15 protein-coding genes are annotated in these 15,416 nt (G+C 71.5%); 5 read left to right on the plus strand and 10 right to left on the minus strand.

The window, feature by feature from the left end:
• Positions 1–32: 32 nt before the first annotated feature.
• Together DCW30_RS29640 and DCW30_RS29645 are read right to left on the minus strand one after the other, a co-directional pair.
• On the minus strand, positions 33–287 hold the full coding sequence (locus tag DCW30_RS29640) for a DUF397 domain-containing protein (protein WP_076685074.1): 255 nt from the start codon (positions 285–287) through the stop codon (positions 33–35).
• Entirely contained in the window at positions 284–1,069 is a 786-nt protein-coding gene (locus DCW30_RS29645; protein WP_241743561.1) for a helix-turn-helix domain-containing protein, read from the minus strand. The genes DCW30_RS29640 and DCW30_RS29645 overlap by 4 nt, the downstream gene beginning before the upstream one ends.
• Positions 1,070–1,190: 121 nt before the next feature.
• On the opposite strand from DCW30_RS29645, the gene DCW30_RS29650 reads away from it, so the two are divergent.
• Positions 1,191–1,661 carry an ATP-binding protein gene (locus DCW30_RS29650; protein WP_076689005.1) on the plus strand — a complete coding sequence of 157 codons (471 nt, stop codon included), beginning with the start codon at positions 1,191–1,193 and terminating at the stop codon, positions 1,659–1,661.
• On the opposite strand, the gene DCW30_RS29655 is transcribed toward DCW30_RS29650, so the two are convergent.
• Positions 1,618–2,148, minus strand: a complete 531-nt coding sequence (locus DCW30_RS29655) for a DUF4232 domain-containing protein (RefSeq protein ID WP_062774909.1) — start codon at positions 2,146–2,148, stop codon at positions 1,618–1,620. The two genes, DCW30_RS29650 and DCW30_RS29655, sit on opposite strands and share 44 nt — an antisense overlap.
• Before the next feature lie 203 nt (positions 2,149–2,351).
• On the opposite strand from DCW30_RS29655, the gene DCW30_RS29660 reads away from it, so the two are divergent.
• Positions 2,352–3,791, plus strand: coding sequence for a helix-turn-helix domain-containing protein (locus DCW30_RS29660; RefSeq protein ID WP_076685073.1), 1,440 nt, complete (start codon positions 2,352–2,354; stop codon positions 3,789–3,791).
• Positions 3,792–3,913: 122 nt separating this feature from the next.
• Positions 3,914–5,107 (plus strand): aminotransferase-like domain-containing protein, encoded by a 1,194-nt coding sequence (locus tag DCW30_RS29665; RefSeq protein WP_076685072.1) that lies wholly within the window; start codon positions 3,914–3,916, stop codon positions 5,105–5,107.
• 49 nt (positions 5,108–5,156) lie between these two features.
• On the opposite strand, the gene argS is transcribed toward DCW30_RS29665, so the two are convergent.
• Positions 5,157–6,917 (minus strand): arginine--tRNA ligase, encoded by a 1,761-nt coding sequence (argS, locus tag DCW30_RS29670; protein ID WP_076685071.1) that lies wholly within the window; start codon positions 6,915–6,917, stop codon positions 5,157–5,159.
• 196 nt (positions 6,918–7,113) lie between these two features.
• Here argS and lysS point away from each other — a divergent pair, with 196 nt between their 5' ends.
• Positions 7,114–8,898, plus strand: coding sequence for a lysine--tRNA ligase (lysS, locus tag DCW30_RS29675; RefSeq protein ID WP_076685070.1), 1,785 nt, complete (start codon positions 7,114–7,116; stop codon positions 8,896–8,898).
• Between the two features lie 74 nt (positions 8,899–8,972).
• On the opposite strand, the gene DCW30_RS29680 is transcribed toward lysS, so the two are convergent.
• From DCW30_RS29680 to DCW30_RS29690, 3 genes are all read right to left on the minus strand, one after another.
• Complete coding sequence (locus DCW30_RS29680) at positions 8,973–10,328, minus strand: DUF2637 domain-containing protein (protein WP_237283395.1); 1,356 nt, start codon at positions 10,326–10,328, stop codon at positions 8,973–8,975.
• A 189-nt stretch (positions 10,329–10,517) separates the two neighbouring features.
• Positions 10,518–11,483, minus strand: a complete 966-nt coding sequence (locus DCW30_RS29685; RefSeq protein WP_079250038.1) for a DUF3558 domain-containing protein — start codon at positions 11,481–11,483, stop codon at positions 10,518–10,520.
• A gap of 144 nt (positions 11,484–11,627) precedes the next feature.
• Positions 11,628–12,593, minus strand: a complete 966-nt coding sequence (locus DCW30_RS29690; protein WP_418347105.1) for a DUF3558 domain-containing protein — start codon at positions 12,591–12,593, stop codon at positions 11,628–11,630.
• A gap of 152 nt (positions 12,594–12,745) precedes the next feature.
• On the opposite strand from DCW30_RS29690, the gene DCW30_RS29695 reads away from it, so the two are divergent.
• Positions 12,746–13,939, plus strand: a complete 1,194-nt coding sequence (locus DCW30_RS29695) for an RtcB family protein (protein ID WP_076685069.1) — start codon at positions 12,746–12,748, stop codon at positions 13,937–13,939.
• A 19-nt stretch (positions 13,940–13,958) separates the two neighbouring features.
• Here the strand turns inward: DCW30_RS29695 and DCW30_RS29700 are convergent, their stop codons facing one another.
• The 3 genes from DCW30_RS29700 to DCW30_RS29710 form a co-directional block, all read right to left on the minus strand.
• Positions 13,959–14,168 carry a hypothetical protein gene (locus tag DCW30_RS29700; protein ID WP_076685068.1) on the minus strand — a complete coding sequence of 70 codons (210 nt, stop codon included), beginning with the start codon at positions 14,166–14,168 and terminating at the stop codon, positions 13,959–13,961.
• A 2-nt stretch (positions 14,169–14,170) separates the two neighbouring features.
• Positions 14,171–14,935 carry an SDR family NAD(P)-dependent oxidoreductase gene (locus DCW30_RS29705; RefSeq protein ID WP_076685067.1) on the minus strand — a complete coding sequence of 255 codons (765 nt, stop codon included), beginning with the start codon at positions 14,933–14,935 and terminating at the stop codon, positions 14,171–14,173.
• An 83-nt stretch (positions 14,936–15,018) separates the two neighbouring features.
• Complete coding sequence (locus tag DCW30_RS29710; RefSeq protein WP_062774931.1) at positions 15,019–15,354, minus strand: YnfA family protein; 336 nt, start codon at positions 15,352–15,354, stop codon at positions 15,019–15,021.
• Positions 15,355–15,416: the final 62 nt, after the last annotated feature.

Consider the following 15,416-nt stretch of genomic DNA (forward strand, 5'->3'; position numbering starts at 1 on the left):
TGTGGTTGATCCGGGGCCCGTACGAGCCGCGACTACAACCCGGCGTCGGCTTGCGTGCTGACGGTCAGGAACGAGGTCCAGGCCTCGGGCGTGACGGTGAGGGCGGGGCCCTCCGGGTTCTTGGAGTCGCGGATGTGGATGGCGGTGGGGTGCGTCGCGACCTCGACGCATTGGCCGCCCTCGCTGCCGCTATGGCTGGACTTGCGCCACGTGTACGCGGCTTCGAGGCACTGGCCGCCCTCGTCTCCGCTGTAGCTGGACTTGAACCACGTCATTGCGGTGTTCATCGCTCTCCTAGCAAGCCGTCCAACAAGCCCCTGGAGTCCTGGGTGTTGAGGGCCTGTGTCCGCAGCATCGCATACTTGCGTTCGAGCAGGGACACCTCATCCAGGTCGGCGATCAGCTGGCTGCCGCGCTGTGCCTCGATGTAGGCGATGCGCTGGTGATCCGGGGTTTCCAGCAGCGTGAAGGGGCCGTCGAGCCCGGCGTGTGTTTCGACTCCGAGCGGCATGATCTGAAGGGTGACCCCGGGGGCGTCCATCGACTCGCGCAGGTGACTCAGCTGCTCGTAGAAGACCGCGTCGCCACCGATGCGATCCACCACCGTCACCTGGGAGACGATGAAGCTGATCGTCGGTGGGTCCCTGCGGTGCAGGATCTCCTGGCGTGCCATGCGGGCGGCGACCTGCACGGCGATCGCATCCTCGTTGAGGGCGGGTGCCTTGCAGTGCAGGACCGCGCTCGCATACGCCTCGCACTGCAGAATGCCCGGCAACACCTGGTTGTCGTACCAGGAAAGCGAGATCGCCTCCCGCTCCAGGTCCATGTACTCCTCGGCCCAGCGAGGGAAGAGGTCGACCTCCGGCATGTGTTCCACGGCCGCGGCCAGGACGCCCTTCGCTTCGAGGATCTCGTCCAGCCCCTCCGCGAAGTCCCCCTTCAGCAGCCGCCGGCCCTGTTCGATCGACGCGATGGTCTCCTCGTCCACCACGAGGCGCTCCGCCAGTTGCCGCTGCGTCAGGCCCGCGGCGCGGCGCAGCGCGGCGACCTGGGCGCCCAGCATCTTCATGGCGGAGGCGTTCTTCCGGCGGCGGTTCCTCGGTGGCATGACGCGCAACTCCCCTGGTGCGGAGATCGACTCACCCGTGCACGCCCGTACAGAAGCCCTGCACGCGTGCACGTACTGCGCCATGATGGCCACGCAGCGTCACCATCGCCGTGTGAATCGAGAAACCCGCGAGCACTTCTACCGCCGCCGGCGTCAGTCCGTCCCCGCCGCACGGGAGTTCACCCGTGCCGCTCTCGCCGACTGGGGCATCGGGGGCGCTCAGGCCGACGACATCGCCCTCTGTGTCACCGAGCTGGTCACCAACGCGCTGCTGCACGGCGTCCCGCCCGGGCGGGGGTTCCGGCTCTGCCTGCGGTATGACGCGGAGGGCGAGGGCGTACTCCGCGTCGAGGTGCACGACAGCGGGGGCGGCGTCCCCGAAGTGGTGTGCCCCGAGGACGAGTCGGGGCGGGGGCTCCTGCTCGTGGCCGCGCTCTGCGACGCGTGGGGCGTCACAGAGCGCGACCCGGGCAAGGTGGTGTGGTGTCAGTGGACGGTGGAAGGCGTCGTCACCACACCAGGGCGTCGGCGGCCGACGACTGCCAGTAGGTGACGTACGCCGAGCTGTCCACGTACACGCCACCCTCGGGGAGCTTCGGCGAGGCCGGGGAGCCGACGCTGCCGTCCATCGCGCGGTTGGAGAAGAAGACGTCCAGCTCCTCGGCCTGGTGGCCCTCGGAGCCCTCGGGGGAGGAGGTGCCGATGGCCGCGTAGGCGGTCTGGCCCGGCTTGAGGGAGAGGACGGAGTGGGGCTTGCTCGCCTCCAGCCACGGCGTGGCGGACTGGCCCTGGTCGAAGCGCAGGTACGGGGCGCCGTACGCGTTGCAGGTCTTCGTACCCGTGTTCTTGGCCTCCACGAGCAGGTGGTTGATCGGGCGGTCGACCTGCTTGACGGTGACCTTCGTGTTGGCGGCCGTGCAGGTGACGGAGGTCGACTTGGCGGCCGGCGCCGCGGCCGACGCGGTGCCTCCGAGCGCGGTGAGCGAGAGGGCGGCGGTGACGGCGGCGAGGGTGGCGGCGGCCTTGGTGCTGATGCGCATGGCTGGTCTCTTTCGATGTGATGGGAGCTACGTGTGCCGCGCCGAGTGAGGCCCGGTCACGGCGTGCTTGTATGGCCACAGCTTGTGCCGCGTTCCGTCCCAGGGGCCACCATGAGACGGCGTTTCGGGACGCTGGGACGTTTGTGCGGCCGTGAACTGCGGAAACGCCGTTCCTTGGAACGGGTGGATGGGATGGGGAGAGCGTGGGGGCGGGCGATCTCGCGGAGTTGCTCCGGGAGCTGAAGGAGAGGTCGGGGCTCAGTTACGGGGTGCTGGCCAAGCGGTTGCACGTGTCGACGTCGACGCTGCACCGGTATGTGCAGGGCGCGGCCGTGCCGACGGAGTTCGCTCCGCTGGAGCGGCTCGCCCGGGTGTGCGGGGCCTCGCGGGAGGAGATGGTCGAGGTCCACCGCAGGTGGATCCTGGCCGACGCGTCGCGGGGCGACCGGAAGGAGGGGGAGCAGCAGCCGTCGGGGCCGTCGGGTCCTGCCGCCGTGGCGCCCGACGCCGCCGTGGCGCCCTCCCCGGAGCGGGAGGCTCCGGCCGCCGGCAGCCAGGCTCCGGCCCCCGGCGGTGACAGCGGCTTCGATGGCTCCGACGACGGTGACCCCGGCATCGTCATCGGCCCGGCCACCACGGTGGCGGGGCGGCGTGAGGGGCGGCGGCTGCCCCGGGCGCGAGTGCTCGTGGCCGCCGGGATCGTCGTCGCGCTCGGCGCCACCGCGGTCGCCGTGCAGGCAGCCTCGGGCGGTGGCGGCGGCTCCCGTGAGCGGGCGTCGGTGGGGTCCCCGAGCGTGACCGGCAGTGAGGGGGAGTGGGGGCGCGGAGCCACTGGTTCCGCATCGCCCTCCGGGAAGGAGTCCCGCAAGGCGTCCGACAAGGACGAGCCGGGCAAGGACGCCACGGCCTCCGCGAAGCCGGACGGCGCGGGCGAGAAGGGCCGGGGCCGGGCCGGGGCGTCCGGCGGCGGTGACGGCGGCAAGGGCGGCGGCAGCGCGGCCCGGGGCGGTGTCCCGGTGACCGTCTCCACCCAGGCGCAGTACTGGCAGGACCCCTGCGGGCACCCCTACCTGGTCGACAAGGGACCCGGCGTTCTCTCGCCGCCGCCCAACGAACAGGACGCCGCCAGCTGGGTGGCCGCGAACGGCGGGGTCTCCGCGGGGGAGCAGACGGTGAAGCTGACCGTGCAGGGCACGGGCAAGGAGACCGTCGTCCTGGAGTCCCTGAACGTCCGCGTCGCCGGCACCGGAGCGCCGCTCGCGTGGAACAACTACAAGATGGGGTACCTCGGCGTCGGCTGCGGGGGCAACGTGCCCCAGCACTCCTTCGACGTCAACCTGGACGCGGCGGTGCCCCGACCCACGCCGCAGCAGGGGGAGAGCGGCTTCCCCTACAAGGTGAGCGCGAGCGACCCGGAGGCGTTCTACATCAACGCCACCGCCGACTCGCGCTACGTACGCTGGTACTTGGAGCTCGAATGGTCCAGCGGCGCCCGGCGCGGCACGGTGCGCATCGACGACACGGGCAAGCCGTTCGCCACGAGCGGTGACAAGGGCCGCCCGGTCTACGGGTATTCGCTCGACACGAAGAAGTGGACGAAGACGAACCGGAACGATGACCAGGGGCAGGAGTCGACGCCCTAGGACCGTCGTCCGGGTCGGGCCGGCCGGGGAGAGCCGGGGCGCTCGCGTACGTCCGTATCGCGGAATGTCGCTTGTATGCGGCACGCAGGTGATTACGCTGCCGCGAAACGAAGGAGCCGCTGATGACCCTCACCGTCGCCCCCGTCCCCGCGATCGCGGGCCGCGCCGCCGCCGTCGGGGGTTCTCCCGTACGGGACATCCTCGCGGTCACCGCGCGACCCGAGGTCATCAACTTCGCGGGCGGGCTGCCCGCGCCCGAGCTGTTCGACTCGGCGGCGGTGGCCGAGGCGTTCCGGGCGGTCCTGACGGGGACGCCGGGGACGGCCCTGCAGTACTCCACGACGGAGGGCGAGCCCGCTCTGCGTACCGCGATAGCCGAGCGGACGGCGGCGCGCGGGCTGCCCACCGGGGCGGACGACATCCTCGTCACCACCGGTTCGCAGCAGGCGCTCTCGCTGCTCGCGACGGTGCTCGTCGAGCCCGGGGACACCGTCCTCGTCGAGAACCCCTGCTACCTGGCGGCCCTTCAGGCGTTCTCCTTCGCCGGGGCGCACGTCATCGCGGCGCCGGGCGACGACGAGGGGATCGACCCGGCCGCTCTCGACGAACTCGTCGCGGCGCACCGGCCGAAGCTGCTCTACACCGTCCCCACCTTCCAGAACCCGACAGGCCGCACGCTGCCCGCGGGGCGGCGCGCGGAGATCGCCGCCGTGGCCGCGCGGCGCGGCCTGTGGCTCGTCGAGGACGACCCGTACGGGGAGCTGCGGTTCGAGGGCGAGCGCGTGCCGTGGATCGCCACGTGCCCGGGGGCCGAGGACCGCACGGTGCTGCTCGGCAGCTTCTCCAAGGTCATGGCGCCGGGCCTGCGGCTCGGCTGGCTGCGGGGCCCGGCGGCGCTCCTGCGGGCCTGCGTCGTCGCCAAGCAGGCGGCCGACCTGCACACGCCCACCGTCAACCAGCTGGCCGTGGCGCGGTACCTGGCGGACAACGACCTGGACGCCCACGTCGCCCGCGTCGCCGCGGTGTACGGCGAACGCAGGGACGCCATGCTCGCGGGCCTGCCGTCCGCCCTGCCGGAGGGGGCGGTGTGGAGCCGCCCCGAGGGCGGCATGTTCCTGTGGGCCCGCCTGCCGGGCCCCGTGGACACCACGGAGCTGCTGCGGAAGGTCATCACGCACGACGTGGCGTACGTCCCCGGCGCCCCCTTCTACGCGGGCGCCCCGGACCGGTCGACCCTGCGCCTGTGCTTCGTCACACAGACCCCGGAGGAGATCACGGAGGGCCTGCGCCGCCTCGGGGGCGCGCTGGCGGGCTGAGGGCGGTACCAGGCGCGTCACGCCTGATACCGCTCCCGCGGCCGGTGGGTCAGAGGCGCTCGGGCGTCCTGATGCCCAGGAGCTCCATGCCCTTGTGGAGCGTGCTCGCCGTGATGGCGCAGAGGAACAGGCGGTTCTCGACCTGGGCCGGGGTGTCCGCCTTCAGGACCGGGCACTCGGCGTAGAACGCGGTGTAGAGCGAGGCCAGCTGGTAGAGGTACGCGGCCAGCTTGTGCGGGGCGTACTCCGCCGTCGCGTCCGCGACCAGGGCGCCGAACCCGTCCAGGTGCAGGCCGAGCGCCCGCTCCGCCGGGGCCAGTTCGAGTTCCGGGTGCGCGGTGGGGCGCGCGCTGTCGCCCGCCTTGCGCAGGATCGACTGGATACGGGCGTACGCGTACTGGAGGTAGACCGACGTGTCGCCGTTCAGCGAGACCATCTGGTCGAGGTCGAACTTGTAGTCGCGGCTCGCCGACGTCGACAGGTCCGCGTACTTCACGGCGCCGATGCCGACCTGGAAGGCCCGCTCCTGGATCTCCTCCTCGGTGAGGTCCCGCGCCTTCTCCCGCACGACCTCGGCGGCGCGCTGCACCGCCTCGTCGAGCAGGTCCTGAAGGCGCACCGTCTCGCCCTCACGCGTCTTGAACGGCTTGCCGTCCGCGCCGAGCACCGTGCCGTAGCCCATGTTGTGCGCGGTGACGTCGTCGTTCAGCCAGCCCATCCGGCGGGCCGCCTCGAAGACCATCTTGAAGTGCAGCGACTGACGGACGTCCACCACGTACAGCAGGGTGGTGGCGTGCAGGCCGACGACCCTGTCGCGGATCGCCGAGAGGTCGGAGGCCGCGTACCCGAAGCCACCGTCCGCCTTCTGGACGATCAGCGGGACCGGCTGGTCGTCCTTGCCCTTGATGTCGTCGAAGAACACGACGAGCGCGCCCTCGGAGCGGACCGCGACGCCCGACTCCTCAAGGAGCCGCGCCGTCTCCGCCATCATGCCGTTGTACGCCGACTCGCCGACGATCTCCTCGTCGCGGACCTCCATGTCCAGCTTCTCGAAGACCGAGTAGAAGTAGACCTTCGACTCGTCGACGAAGCGCTGCCACAGGTCGAGCGTCTCCTTGTCGCCGGACTGGAGGGCGACGACCCGCTTGCGGGCCCGCTCCTTGAACTGCTCGTCCGCGTCGAAGACGGCGCGCGAGGCCTTGTAGATCCGGTTCAGGTTCGACATGGCCTGCTCGCCGTCGACCTCGTCGGCCGGGGCCAGCTCGCCCGGGTTCTCGATCAGGTACTGGATGAGCATGCCGAACTGGGTGCCCCAGTCGCCGATGTGGTGGCGGCCGATCGTCTTCTCGCCGGTGAAGTCCAGCATGTGCCGCAGCGCGTCGCCGATGACGGCGGAGCGCAGGTGGCCGACGTGCATCTCCTTCGCCACGTTCGGCTGGGCGTAGTCGATGACCGTCGTGCCCGCGTCGGGGTTCAGCGGCACGCCGAGCCGGTCGCCGTCCGCGGCCCGGGCCGCGAGGTTCCTGGTGATCGCCTCGTCGGCGACCGTGATGTTCAGGAAGCCGGGGCCGGAGACCTCGATGTCCTTGATCAGCTCGGGGGCGGTGATGCCGGAGACGACCTGCGCGGCCAGCTCCCGCGGGTTGCCCTTGAGCTTCTTGGCGAGCGCCAGGATGCCGTTGGCCTGGAAGTCCGCCCGGTCGCTGCGTCGCAGCAGCGGGTCCGCGACGCCGGCTTCCGGCAGGGCAGCCGTCAGGGCGTCCGCGAGGCGCTGGTGGACGGATGCGGTGAGGGACGTGACCGGGGCCATGAGCTTCCGTTCTCGTAGGTTCCGCCGAACGAGGTCCGGCTGTTCTCGCTGAAATGAGGTGCGTCGGAGCGCGTGTCAAGTGTCCCATGAGGACGGCCGCCGATTCCCCTCGATAGAGCAGGGCCCCGGACCGGGTCGCTCCGTCTGGGACAATGGCGTACGCCAGCTTCCAAGAACCCCGAGGAAACAAGAGGACGTGCCGATCGTGGCAGCTCAGAGCACCGATACCACCGACTGGGTCTCCCGCTACGCGGACGAGGTCATCGCAGAGTCGGAGCGTCGTGCCGCGGGCGCGAAACACGATGGCGCTGCCGCGCCGGTGGTCGTCGTCGCCTCCGGGCTCTCCCCGTCGGGCCCGATCCACCTCGGCAACCTCCGCGAGGTCATGACGCCGCACCTGGTCGCCGACGAGATCCGCCGCCGCGGGCACGAGGTCCGCCACCTGATCTCCTGGGACGACTACGACCGGTACCGCAAGGTCCCGGCCGGCGTCCCCGGCGTCGACGAGTCGTGGGCCGAGCACATCGGCAAGCCGCTCACGTCCGTGCCCGCCCCGGCGGGCTCGGCGCACCCGAACTGGGCCGAGCACTTCAAGGCCGCCATGGCCGAGGCGCTCACCGAGCTCGGCGTCGAGTACGACCCGATCAGCCAGACCGAGCAGTACACCTCGGGCGCCTACCGCGAGCAGATCCTGCACGCGATGAAGCACCGCGGCGACATCGACGCGATCCTCGACCAGTACCGCACCAAGAAGGACCCCGCGAAGGCCGGCAAGGGCAAGCAGCAGCAGAAGCCCGTCGACGAGGCCGAGCTGGAGGCCGCCGAGGGCTCCGGCGCGGCGAGCGAGGACGACGGCAGCGGCGGCGCCGGCGGGTACTACCCGTACAAGCCGTACTGCGGCCGGTGCGAGAAGGACCTGACCACGGTCGTCTCGTACGACGACGCGTCCACCGAGCTGGTGTACACCTGCACGGCGTGCGGCTTCGGCGAGACCGTCCTGCTCAGCGAGTTCAACCGCGGCAAGCTGGTCTGGAAGGTCGACTGGCCCATGCGCTGGGCGTACGAGGGCGTCGTCTTCGAGCCGTCCGGCGTGGACCACTCCTCGCCCGGCTCGTCCTTCGTCGTCGGCGGCCAGATCGTGCGGCAGATCTTCGACGGCGTCCAGCCCATCGGCCCCATGTACGCCTTCGTCGGCATCTCCGGCATGGCGAAGATGTCGTCCTCCAAGGGCGGCGTGCCGACCCCGGCCGACGCCCTGAAGATCATGGAGGCGCCGCTCCTGCGCTGGCTGTACGCGCGCCGCAGGCCCAACCAGTCCTTCAAGATCGCCTTCGACCAGGAGATCCAGCGGCTCTACGACGAGTGGGACAAGCTGGAGGCGAAGGTCGCCGACGGCTCGGCGCTGCCCGCCGACGCCGCCGCGCACTCCCGCGCGGTGCGCACCGCCGCCGGTGAGCTGCCGCGCACCCCGCGCCCGCTGCCGTACCGCACGCTGGCCTCCGTCGCCGACATCACCGCCGGCGCCGAGGACCAGACGCTGCGCATCCTGCGGGACCTGGACCCGTCGGACCCGATCACGTCCCTCGACGAGGCCAGGCCGCGGCTGGACCGCGCCGAGAACTGGATCACCACCCAGGTCCCGGCCGAGGCCCGCACCATCGTGCGCGCCGAGCCCGACACCGAGCTGCTCGCGTCCCTGGACGACGAGGCCCGCGCATCGCTGCGGCTGCTCCTCGAAGGTCTCGACGAGCACTGGTCCCTCGACGGGCTCACGCACCTGGTGTACGGCGTCCCGAAGGTCCGCGCGGGCTTCTCCGCCGACGCCACGGCCAAGGAGCTGCCGCCGGAGATCAAGGTCGCCCAGCGCACGTTCTTCGCGCTGCTCTACCGGCTCCTCGTGACCCGGGAGACGGGCCCGCGTCTGCCCACGCTGCTGCTCGCCGTGGGCGCGGAGCGGGTCAGGAAGCTGCTCTCCGCCTAGGACCCGGCGATCACGCGGACGGGGCCCCGCTTCCTTCGGGAGCGGGGCCCTCTCGCGTGTGCCCGCACCGGCGGCTAGGCGATGTGGTCTTCCATCAGTTCGTCGTTGAGGCGGGCCGTGAACCGGTCCATGTAGGCGTTGAGTTCCCTGGGCGGCAGCCGCAGGCCGTACGCGGCCTCGACGTTCGCGTGGAACGCGCCCGGCGTCGGCATGCCCTCGCCCGCTATCGACTGCCGGAAGACCTGGTAGAGGTCCTCGACGGAGGGCGAGGCCTGCGGGGCGGGCTCCTGCGGCGCGGGCTCCTGGGGGGCGGCCTGCTGCGGCTGCGGCTCGCGCTGCTGCGGGAAGTCCGGGCGGCCCAGCGGGCGGGTGCCGCCGGAGCCGTTGGGCACGGGGAACTCCGGCTCGGGCTGCTGCTCGGGCATCGGCTGGGACATCGCCTGGGACATCGGCTGAGGGTGCTCGGCGGCCGGGTCGTACGTGGGGTCGTAGCCGCCCTCGTACGGCACCTCCTGCGGAGCCTTGCCCGCGAACCACGGGCTCAGCGCGGCCTGTTCCGCATCGGTGGGGGCCTGCTCGGCGGCAGCGGGTGCGGGGTCGGGGGCCTGCTGGGCGGGTGCGGGTGCGGGCTCGGGGGTCGGGTCCGGGGCCGGTGCCGGTGCCGGGGGCAGCTCTGCCGCGGCGGGCTTGGCCGCGGGGCCGGTGACCTCCTGGGGGCGGGCCGCCTCGGGGGCCGGGGGCAGCAGCGCCGGTTCGATGCCGGCGGCGGCCAGGCCCGCGGGGGCGGTCTCGGCCAGGGGGACGCCGTAGCGGGCCAGCCGGAGCGGCATCAGGGACTCCACCGGGGCCTTGCGGCGCCAGGCGCGGCCGAAGCGGGAGCGGAGCCGGGCCTGGTAGACGAGCCGCTCCTGCTCCAGCTTGATCACCTGGTCGTAGGAGCGCAGCTCCCACAGCTTCATGCGGCGCCACAGCAGGAACGTCGGCAGCGGCGACAGCAGCCACCGGGTGAGCCGTACGCCCTCCATGTGCTTGTCGGCGGTGATGTCCGCGATCCGCCCGATGGCGTGGCGGGCGGCCTCGACCGCGACGACGAACAGCACGGGGATCACCGCGTGCATGCCGGTGCCGAGCGGGTCGGGCCACGCCGCCGCGCCGTTGAACGCGATCGTCGCCGCCGTGAGCAGCCAGGCGGTCTGACGCAGCAGCGGGAAAGGGATGCGGATCCAGGTCAGCAGGAGGTCCAGGGCCAGCAGGACGCAGATGCCCGCGTCGATGCCGATGGGGAAGACCACCGAGAAGCTGCCGAAGCCCTTCTTCTCGGCGAGCTCGCGCACCGCCGCGTACGACCCCGCGAAGCCGATCCCGGCGATGACGACCGCACCGGCGACGACCACTCCGATGAGTATCCGGTGCATGCGTGTCAGCTGCATCGCGGCCACCCGCGAACCCCTCCCTGTTCAGCCTCTGCCGGCCTTACTGCGCGCCTGTGTCGGCTTGTTGCGAGCCACAGCCTGGCACACGGGTGCACCGGGGCCACGGGCCGGTACGCCCGAAGCCCGGCCCCTCGGGGGCCGGGCTCCGTCAAACGGCTTGCTCATGCGGCGAATTGGGACCCGGCGTCAGGACTTGGTCCTGGAGCCGCCGGACTTCGACCCGTCGGACTTCGCGCCATCGGACTTCGCGCCGTCGGCCTGGGCCTCGTCCGACGCGGAGTCGCCGGACTTCTTGTCGCCGCCGTCCTTCTTCGCCTCGTCCTTCCCGGCGTCGTCGCCCTTCGCGCCGCCGTCCTTCTCGGACTCGTCGGCCTTCGGGGCGCTGCTCGGGCCGGCGGCCTTGCCGCCGCCCTTGTTGGCGGAGACGACGGAGGCCGCCGCCTCCTTCGCGGCCTTCTCGGCGGCCTTGGAGAGGGCGCCGACGTCCGGGGCCTTCTCGCCGGCGAGGCCCGCGCCGTTGTAGTCGACGGTGACGACCGCGTTCTCGACGCGCGTCACGACCGTCTGCTGCTTGAAGGTGTCCTTGTCCTTCTTCAGGTCGTAGCGCACGAGCGTCGCCTGGTCGCCGATGCCCTGCAGCGGCTCCTCCTTGACGCTCTTGGCGTCCTTGGTCGCTCGGGCGTCCGCGACCTGCTTGGCGAAGTTCTCCTGCGCGCGCTTGGCGCCGCTGCCGAGTGAGGCGTCCGAGTCGAAGCGCAGCAGGGAGACGCGCAGCCAGCGGAACTGCGAACCGTCCACGCCGTTGTTCTCCAGGCTGTCCCAGGAGCAGCTGCCGCGCACGGCCATGTCGTTGGACGTCCCGGCCTTGCCGGTCTTGTCCTTCGCCTTCGGGACCAGGTCCGCGAGCGACTTCTCCGACAGGACCTCGCAGGGCTCGGGGAGCTTGCCGTACGCGGCCTTCTCGACGGTGGGCGCCTTGTCCCCGCCCTTGGCCGAGGCGGAGGCCTTGGCGCCCGAGTCCTTCTTGGCCTCGTCGGAGCCGGAGTCGGAGTCGGACGAGCAGCCGGAGGCGACGAGGATCACCGGTACGGCGGCCGCGCAGACGAGGAGGCGGCTGCGGAGCTGTCGCTTTCGCTGTGCAGGTCGGTGCATGGTTCCTTCACTCAGTTCGTCTCGTGACGTCCGGTTCGTCTCGTGACGTCGTCGGGGTCCGAGTGGCCACGGTACGCGCATGGGACGAGGGGCGGTTCTGCTTCCCGGGGTCCACGACCCCTCCCGCGCGCGCCGGGCCGTCGCCTACTCGTCGAACTTCGACACGAGGCTCTCGGCCAGTTCTTCTGCCTTGTCCTGCATTTCCTTGCTGTCAGGGACATCCGTGCGCCGGCCGGGCTGCTCGTCGTACTCGACGGTCACGATCACGTTCGACGTGCGGAACACCACAGTCACGGTGCGGTGACGGGTGGCCGAGGCGGCGGTGGTGAGGGCGTCGTCGAGGAAGGCCTCGTCGCCGAGGTCGTCGAGGACGCGGGGTTCGAGACCGGCGGGCGGGGTGGCGGGCCGGGTGCCGGAACCGTCGTCCTCACTGCCCTCACTGCCCTCACTGCCCTCACCGCCCTTCCCGGCGTCATCGGCCCCGGCCTTGTCACCGTCTTCGTCGCCGTTCTTGCCGTCGCCCTCGCCGTCGTCCTTCTTGCCGTCCCCGGCCTTGTCGCCGTCGGCCTTGTTCTCGTCGGCGGGGGTCTTCGGGGCGCCGGACTCCTCGGCGGCGCCGCTCCCCGGGGGCGCGGCGGGGGCCTCGGGCAGGTCGGCGGCCTCCAGCTTCTTCGCGTAGAGCTCGATGGCGCGGTCGTCGTCGCTGACGGCGCCGTCGTAGGAGACGACGCGCTCGAAGTCGACCAGGAGGTGGTGGGAGGCGCCGGAGGACTCGACCTTCCAGCGGCAGCCCACGCGGCGGTCGGTGTCGTACGTGACCGTGGGCGTCCCCTCGTAGGCCTTCTCGCGCTGTTCCTCGTCCTCCATCTCCGCGATGCCCGGCAGCATGGCGTCGAGCGTGCCCTGTTCGACCTCGCCGCAGGGCTCGGGCAGCGTCTGGTACTTGCCCGGCTCGGCCGGGGCGTTCGTGCTGCCGGTGTCGCCCGGCTTGGAGTCGCCGGAGTCGTCGAGGCCGGAGCCACCGGTGCAGCCGGCGAGCACGGCCGCGAGGAGCGCGGCGACACCGGGTACGTAGACCTTCCGCTGCACCGTGATGGCCCCTCTCGTCACTGGATATTCGGTTGCCGCTGGTGGGCGACCGGTGGACACAATGTCTATCGCACGCGCTGCCGTAGATGCCGTTCCGTCACCCCTTTCGTCGACTTTGGCTCCGGTATTTGCGCTTCTAGGCTTGTAGTTAATTACGGGGGAATGAGGGCGATATGTCGTACGCGGAAGTAGCCGGTGCGAAAGTGCCGATCCGGATGTGGGCCGACCCGGCGTCGGTCGAGGAATCGGCGATGCGGCAGCTCCAGAACGTCGCGACGCTGCCCTGGATCAAGGGACTCGCGGTCATGCCGGACGTCCACTTCGGCAAGGGCGCGACGGTCGGTTCGGTGATCGCCATGCGCGGCGCGGTCTGCCCGGCGGCGGTCGGCGTCGACATCGGCTGCGGCATGTCGGCGGTGAAGACCTCCCTGACGGCGAACGACCTGCCGGGCGACCTGTCCCGCCTGCGGTCGAAGATCGAGCAGGCGATCCCGGTGGGCCGGGCGATGCACGACGACCCGGTGGCGCCAGGCCGCATCCACGGCATGGCCACGTCGGGCTGGGACGACTTCTGGGGCCGCTTCGACGGGGTCGCACAAGCGGTCAGGTTCCGTCACGAACGTGCCGTGAAGCAGATGGGCACGCTCGGCGGAGGAAACCACTTCATCGAGTTCTGCCTCGACGAGGCGGGCGCGGTCTGGCTGATGCTCCACTCCGGTTCGCGCAACGTCGGCAAGGAACTGGCCGACCACCACATAGGCGTGGCCCAGAAGCTCCCGCACAACCAGGGCCTGGTCGACCGCGACCTGGCGGTCTTCGTCTCGGACACCCCGCAGATGGCGGCGTACCGGAACGACCTGTTCTGGGCGCAGGAGTACGCGCAGTACAACCGCGCGCTGATGATGGGGCTCTTCAAGGACGTCGTCCGCAAGGAGTTCAAGAAGGCGAAGGTGGCCTTCGAGCCGGTGATCTCCTGCCACCACAACTACGTGGCGGAGGAGCGGTACGACGGCATGGACCTGCTCGTCACGCGGAAGGGCGCCATCCGGGCGGGCGGCGGCGACCTCGGGATCATCCCCGGCTCCATGGGCGCCGGCTCGTACATCGTCAGGGGTCTCGGCAACGAGGCGTCCTTCAACTCCGCCTCGCACGGCGCGGGGCGGCGCATGAGCCGGGGCGCCGCGAAGCGCCGGTTCTCGACGCGGGACCTGGAGGAGCAGACGCGGGGCGTCGAGTGCCGCAAGGACTCGGGCGTCGTGGACGAGATCCCGGCCGCCTACAAGCCGATCGAGCAGGTCATCGACCAGCAGCGCGACCTCGTCGAGGTGGTGGCGAAGCTGAAGCAGGTCATCTGCGTGAAGGGCTGAGCCGCCGCCCTCGCGCGGGCTACTTCGTGTGCGTGACGGCGTAGATCATCACGAACGCGACGATGTGGATGCCGAAGAGGAAGTACGCGAGGTACCACCACACCATGCGCTCGTTCTTCTTCTCCTCGGCGAGGCGGCGGCTCTCGTACTCGTGCGTCAGGCGTTCGAGCGGGTCGGGGGAGTGCGGGGAGAAGGCGGGGGCGCCCGGTTCGTCGCCGGGGAGCGTCATGGTCACGACTCCCGGTGGACCTTGGTGTTGGACGCCTGGGCGCGCGGGCGGACGACCAGGAGGTCGATGTTCACGTGCGGCGGGCGCGTGACCGTCCAGGTGATCGTGTCCGCCACGTCGTCGGCGGTGAGCGGCTCGGCCACGCCGGCGTAGACCTTCGCGGCCTTCTCGGCGTCGCCGCCGAAGCGGGTCAGCGCGAACTCCTCGGTCTTCACCATGCCGGGCGCGACCTCGATGACGCGGACCGGGGTGCCGACGATCTCCAGGCGCAGGGTCTCGGCGAGGACGTGCTCGGCGTGCTTGGCGGCGACGTAGCCCCCGCCCCCCTCGTACGTGCCGTGGCCCGCCGTGGAGGAGAGCACGACGACCGTGCCGTCGCCGCTCGCGGTGAGCGCGGGCAGGAGCGCCTGGGTGACGTTCAGCGTGCCGAGGACGTTCGTCTCGTACATCTGACGCCAGTCGTCCGGGTCGCCCTTGGCCACGGTGTCCGCGCCGAGGGCGCCGCCCGCGTTGTTCACCAGGACCGCGATCTTCTTGAACGCCGTGGCGAAGGCGTCCACCGCCGCTCGGTCGGTGACGTCGAGCGCGTACGCCATGGCCTCGTGCCCGGCCTCGGTCAGCTCGGCGGCGAGGGCCTCGATGCGGTCCTTGCGGCGGGCGGTGAGGACGACGCGGTAGCCGGCGGCGGCCAGGCCGCGCGCGGTGGCGGCGCCGATGCCGCTGCTCGCGCCGGTCACGATCGCGATGCGGTTGGCTGCGGCGGTCATGGGCGCTCCTCGGGCTTGGCGGGCGGTCGTCGCGGGCCGGTGGCATCGGCGCCGCCGGTCCGCAGCCAGGATATGCGGGCGGTTCAGCGGCCTCGCGGCGCGTACATGATCACGGCCATGCCCGCGAGGCAGATCAGGGCGCCGGTGACGTCCCAGCGGTCGGGGCGGTAGCCGTCGGCGGCCATGCCCCAGGCGAGGGAGCCCGCCACGAAGACACCGCCGTACGCGGCGAGGATGCGGCCGAACTCGGCGTCGGGCTGGAGGGTGGCGACGAAGCCGTAGACGCCGAGGGCGATGACGCCGGCGCCGATCCAGGCCCAGCCCTTGTGTTCGCGCACGCCCTGCCAGACGAGCCAGGCGCCGCCGATCTCGAAGGCGGCGGCCAGGACGAAGAGAGCGGCGGAACGGACGATCACCATGGCCCCAGGGTGGCACGCACCCGCCCCCGGCCACGCGTCCCGGCCGCGCGCCCGGCTCCCCC

Source organism: Streptomyces alfalfae (genome assembly GCF_004127445.1).
In the GTDB taxonomy this organism is placed as follows: Bacteria; Actinomycetota; Actinomycetes; order Streptomycetales; family Streptomycetaceae; genus Streptomyces; species Streptomyces alfalfae.

Excerpts from the sequence above, each read along its gene's own strand:
- DCW30_RS29655 (WP_062774909.1), bottom strand. The coding sequence starts at position 2,148 with ATGCGCATCAGCACCAAGGCCGCCGCCACCCTCGCCGCCGTCACCGCC.
- argS (WP_076685071.1), bottom strand. The coding sequence starts at position 6,917 with ATGGCCCCGGTCACGTCCCTCACCGCATCCGTCCACCAGCGCCTCGCG.
- DCW30_RS29680 (WP_237283395.1), bottom strand. The coding sequence starts at position 10,328 with ATGCAGCTGACACGCATGCACCGGATACTCATCGGAGTGGTCGTCGCC.
- DCW30_RS29710 (WP_062774931.1), bottom strand. The coding sequence starts at position 15,354 with ATGGTGATCGTCCGTTCCGCCGCTCTCTTCGTCCTGGCCGCCGCCTTC.
- DCW30_RS29695 (WP_076685069.1), top strand. The coding sequence starts at position 12,746 with ATGTCGTACGCGGAAGTAGCCGGTGCGAAAGTGCCGATCCGGATGTGG.
- DCW30_RS29700 (WP_076685068.1), bottom strand. The coding sequence starts at position 14,168 with ATGACGCTCCCCGGCGACGAACCGGGCGCCCCCGCCTTCTCCCCGCAC.
- DCW30_RS29665 (WP_076685072.1), top strand. The coding sequence starts at position 3,914 with ATGACCCTCACCGTCGCCCCCGTCCCCGCGATCGCGGGCCGCGCCGCC.
- DCW30_RS29705 (WP_076685067.1), bottom strand. The coding sequence starts at position 14,935 with ATGACCGCCGCAGCCAACCGCATCGCGATCGTGACCGGCGCGAGCAGC.
- DCW30_RS29645 (WP_241743561.1), bottom strand. The coding sequence starts at position 1,069 with ATGAAGATGCTGGGCGCCCAGGTCGCCGCGCTGCGCCGCGCCGCGGGC.
- DCW30_RS29640 (WP_076685074.1), bottom strand. The coding sequence starts at position 287 with ATGAACACCGCAATGACGTGGTTCAAGTCCAGCTACAGCGGAGACGAG.
- DCW30_RS29685 (WP_079250038.1), bottom strand. The coding sequence starts at position 11,483 with ATGCACCGACCTGCACAGCGAAAGCGACAGCTCCGCAGCCGCCTCCTC.
- DCW30_RS29650 (WP_076689005.1), top strand. The coding sequence starts at position 1,191 with ATGATGGCCACGCAGCGTCACCATCGCCGTGTGAATCGAGAAACCCGC.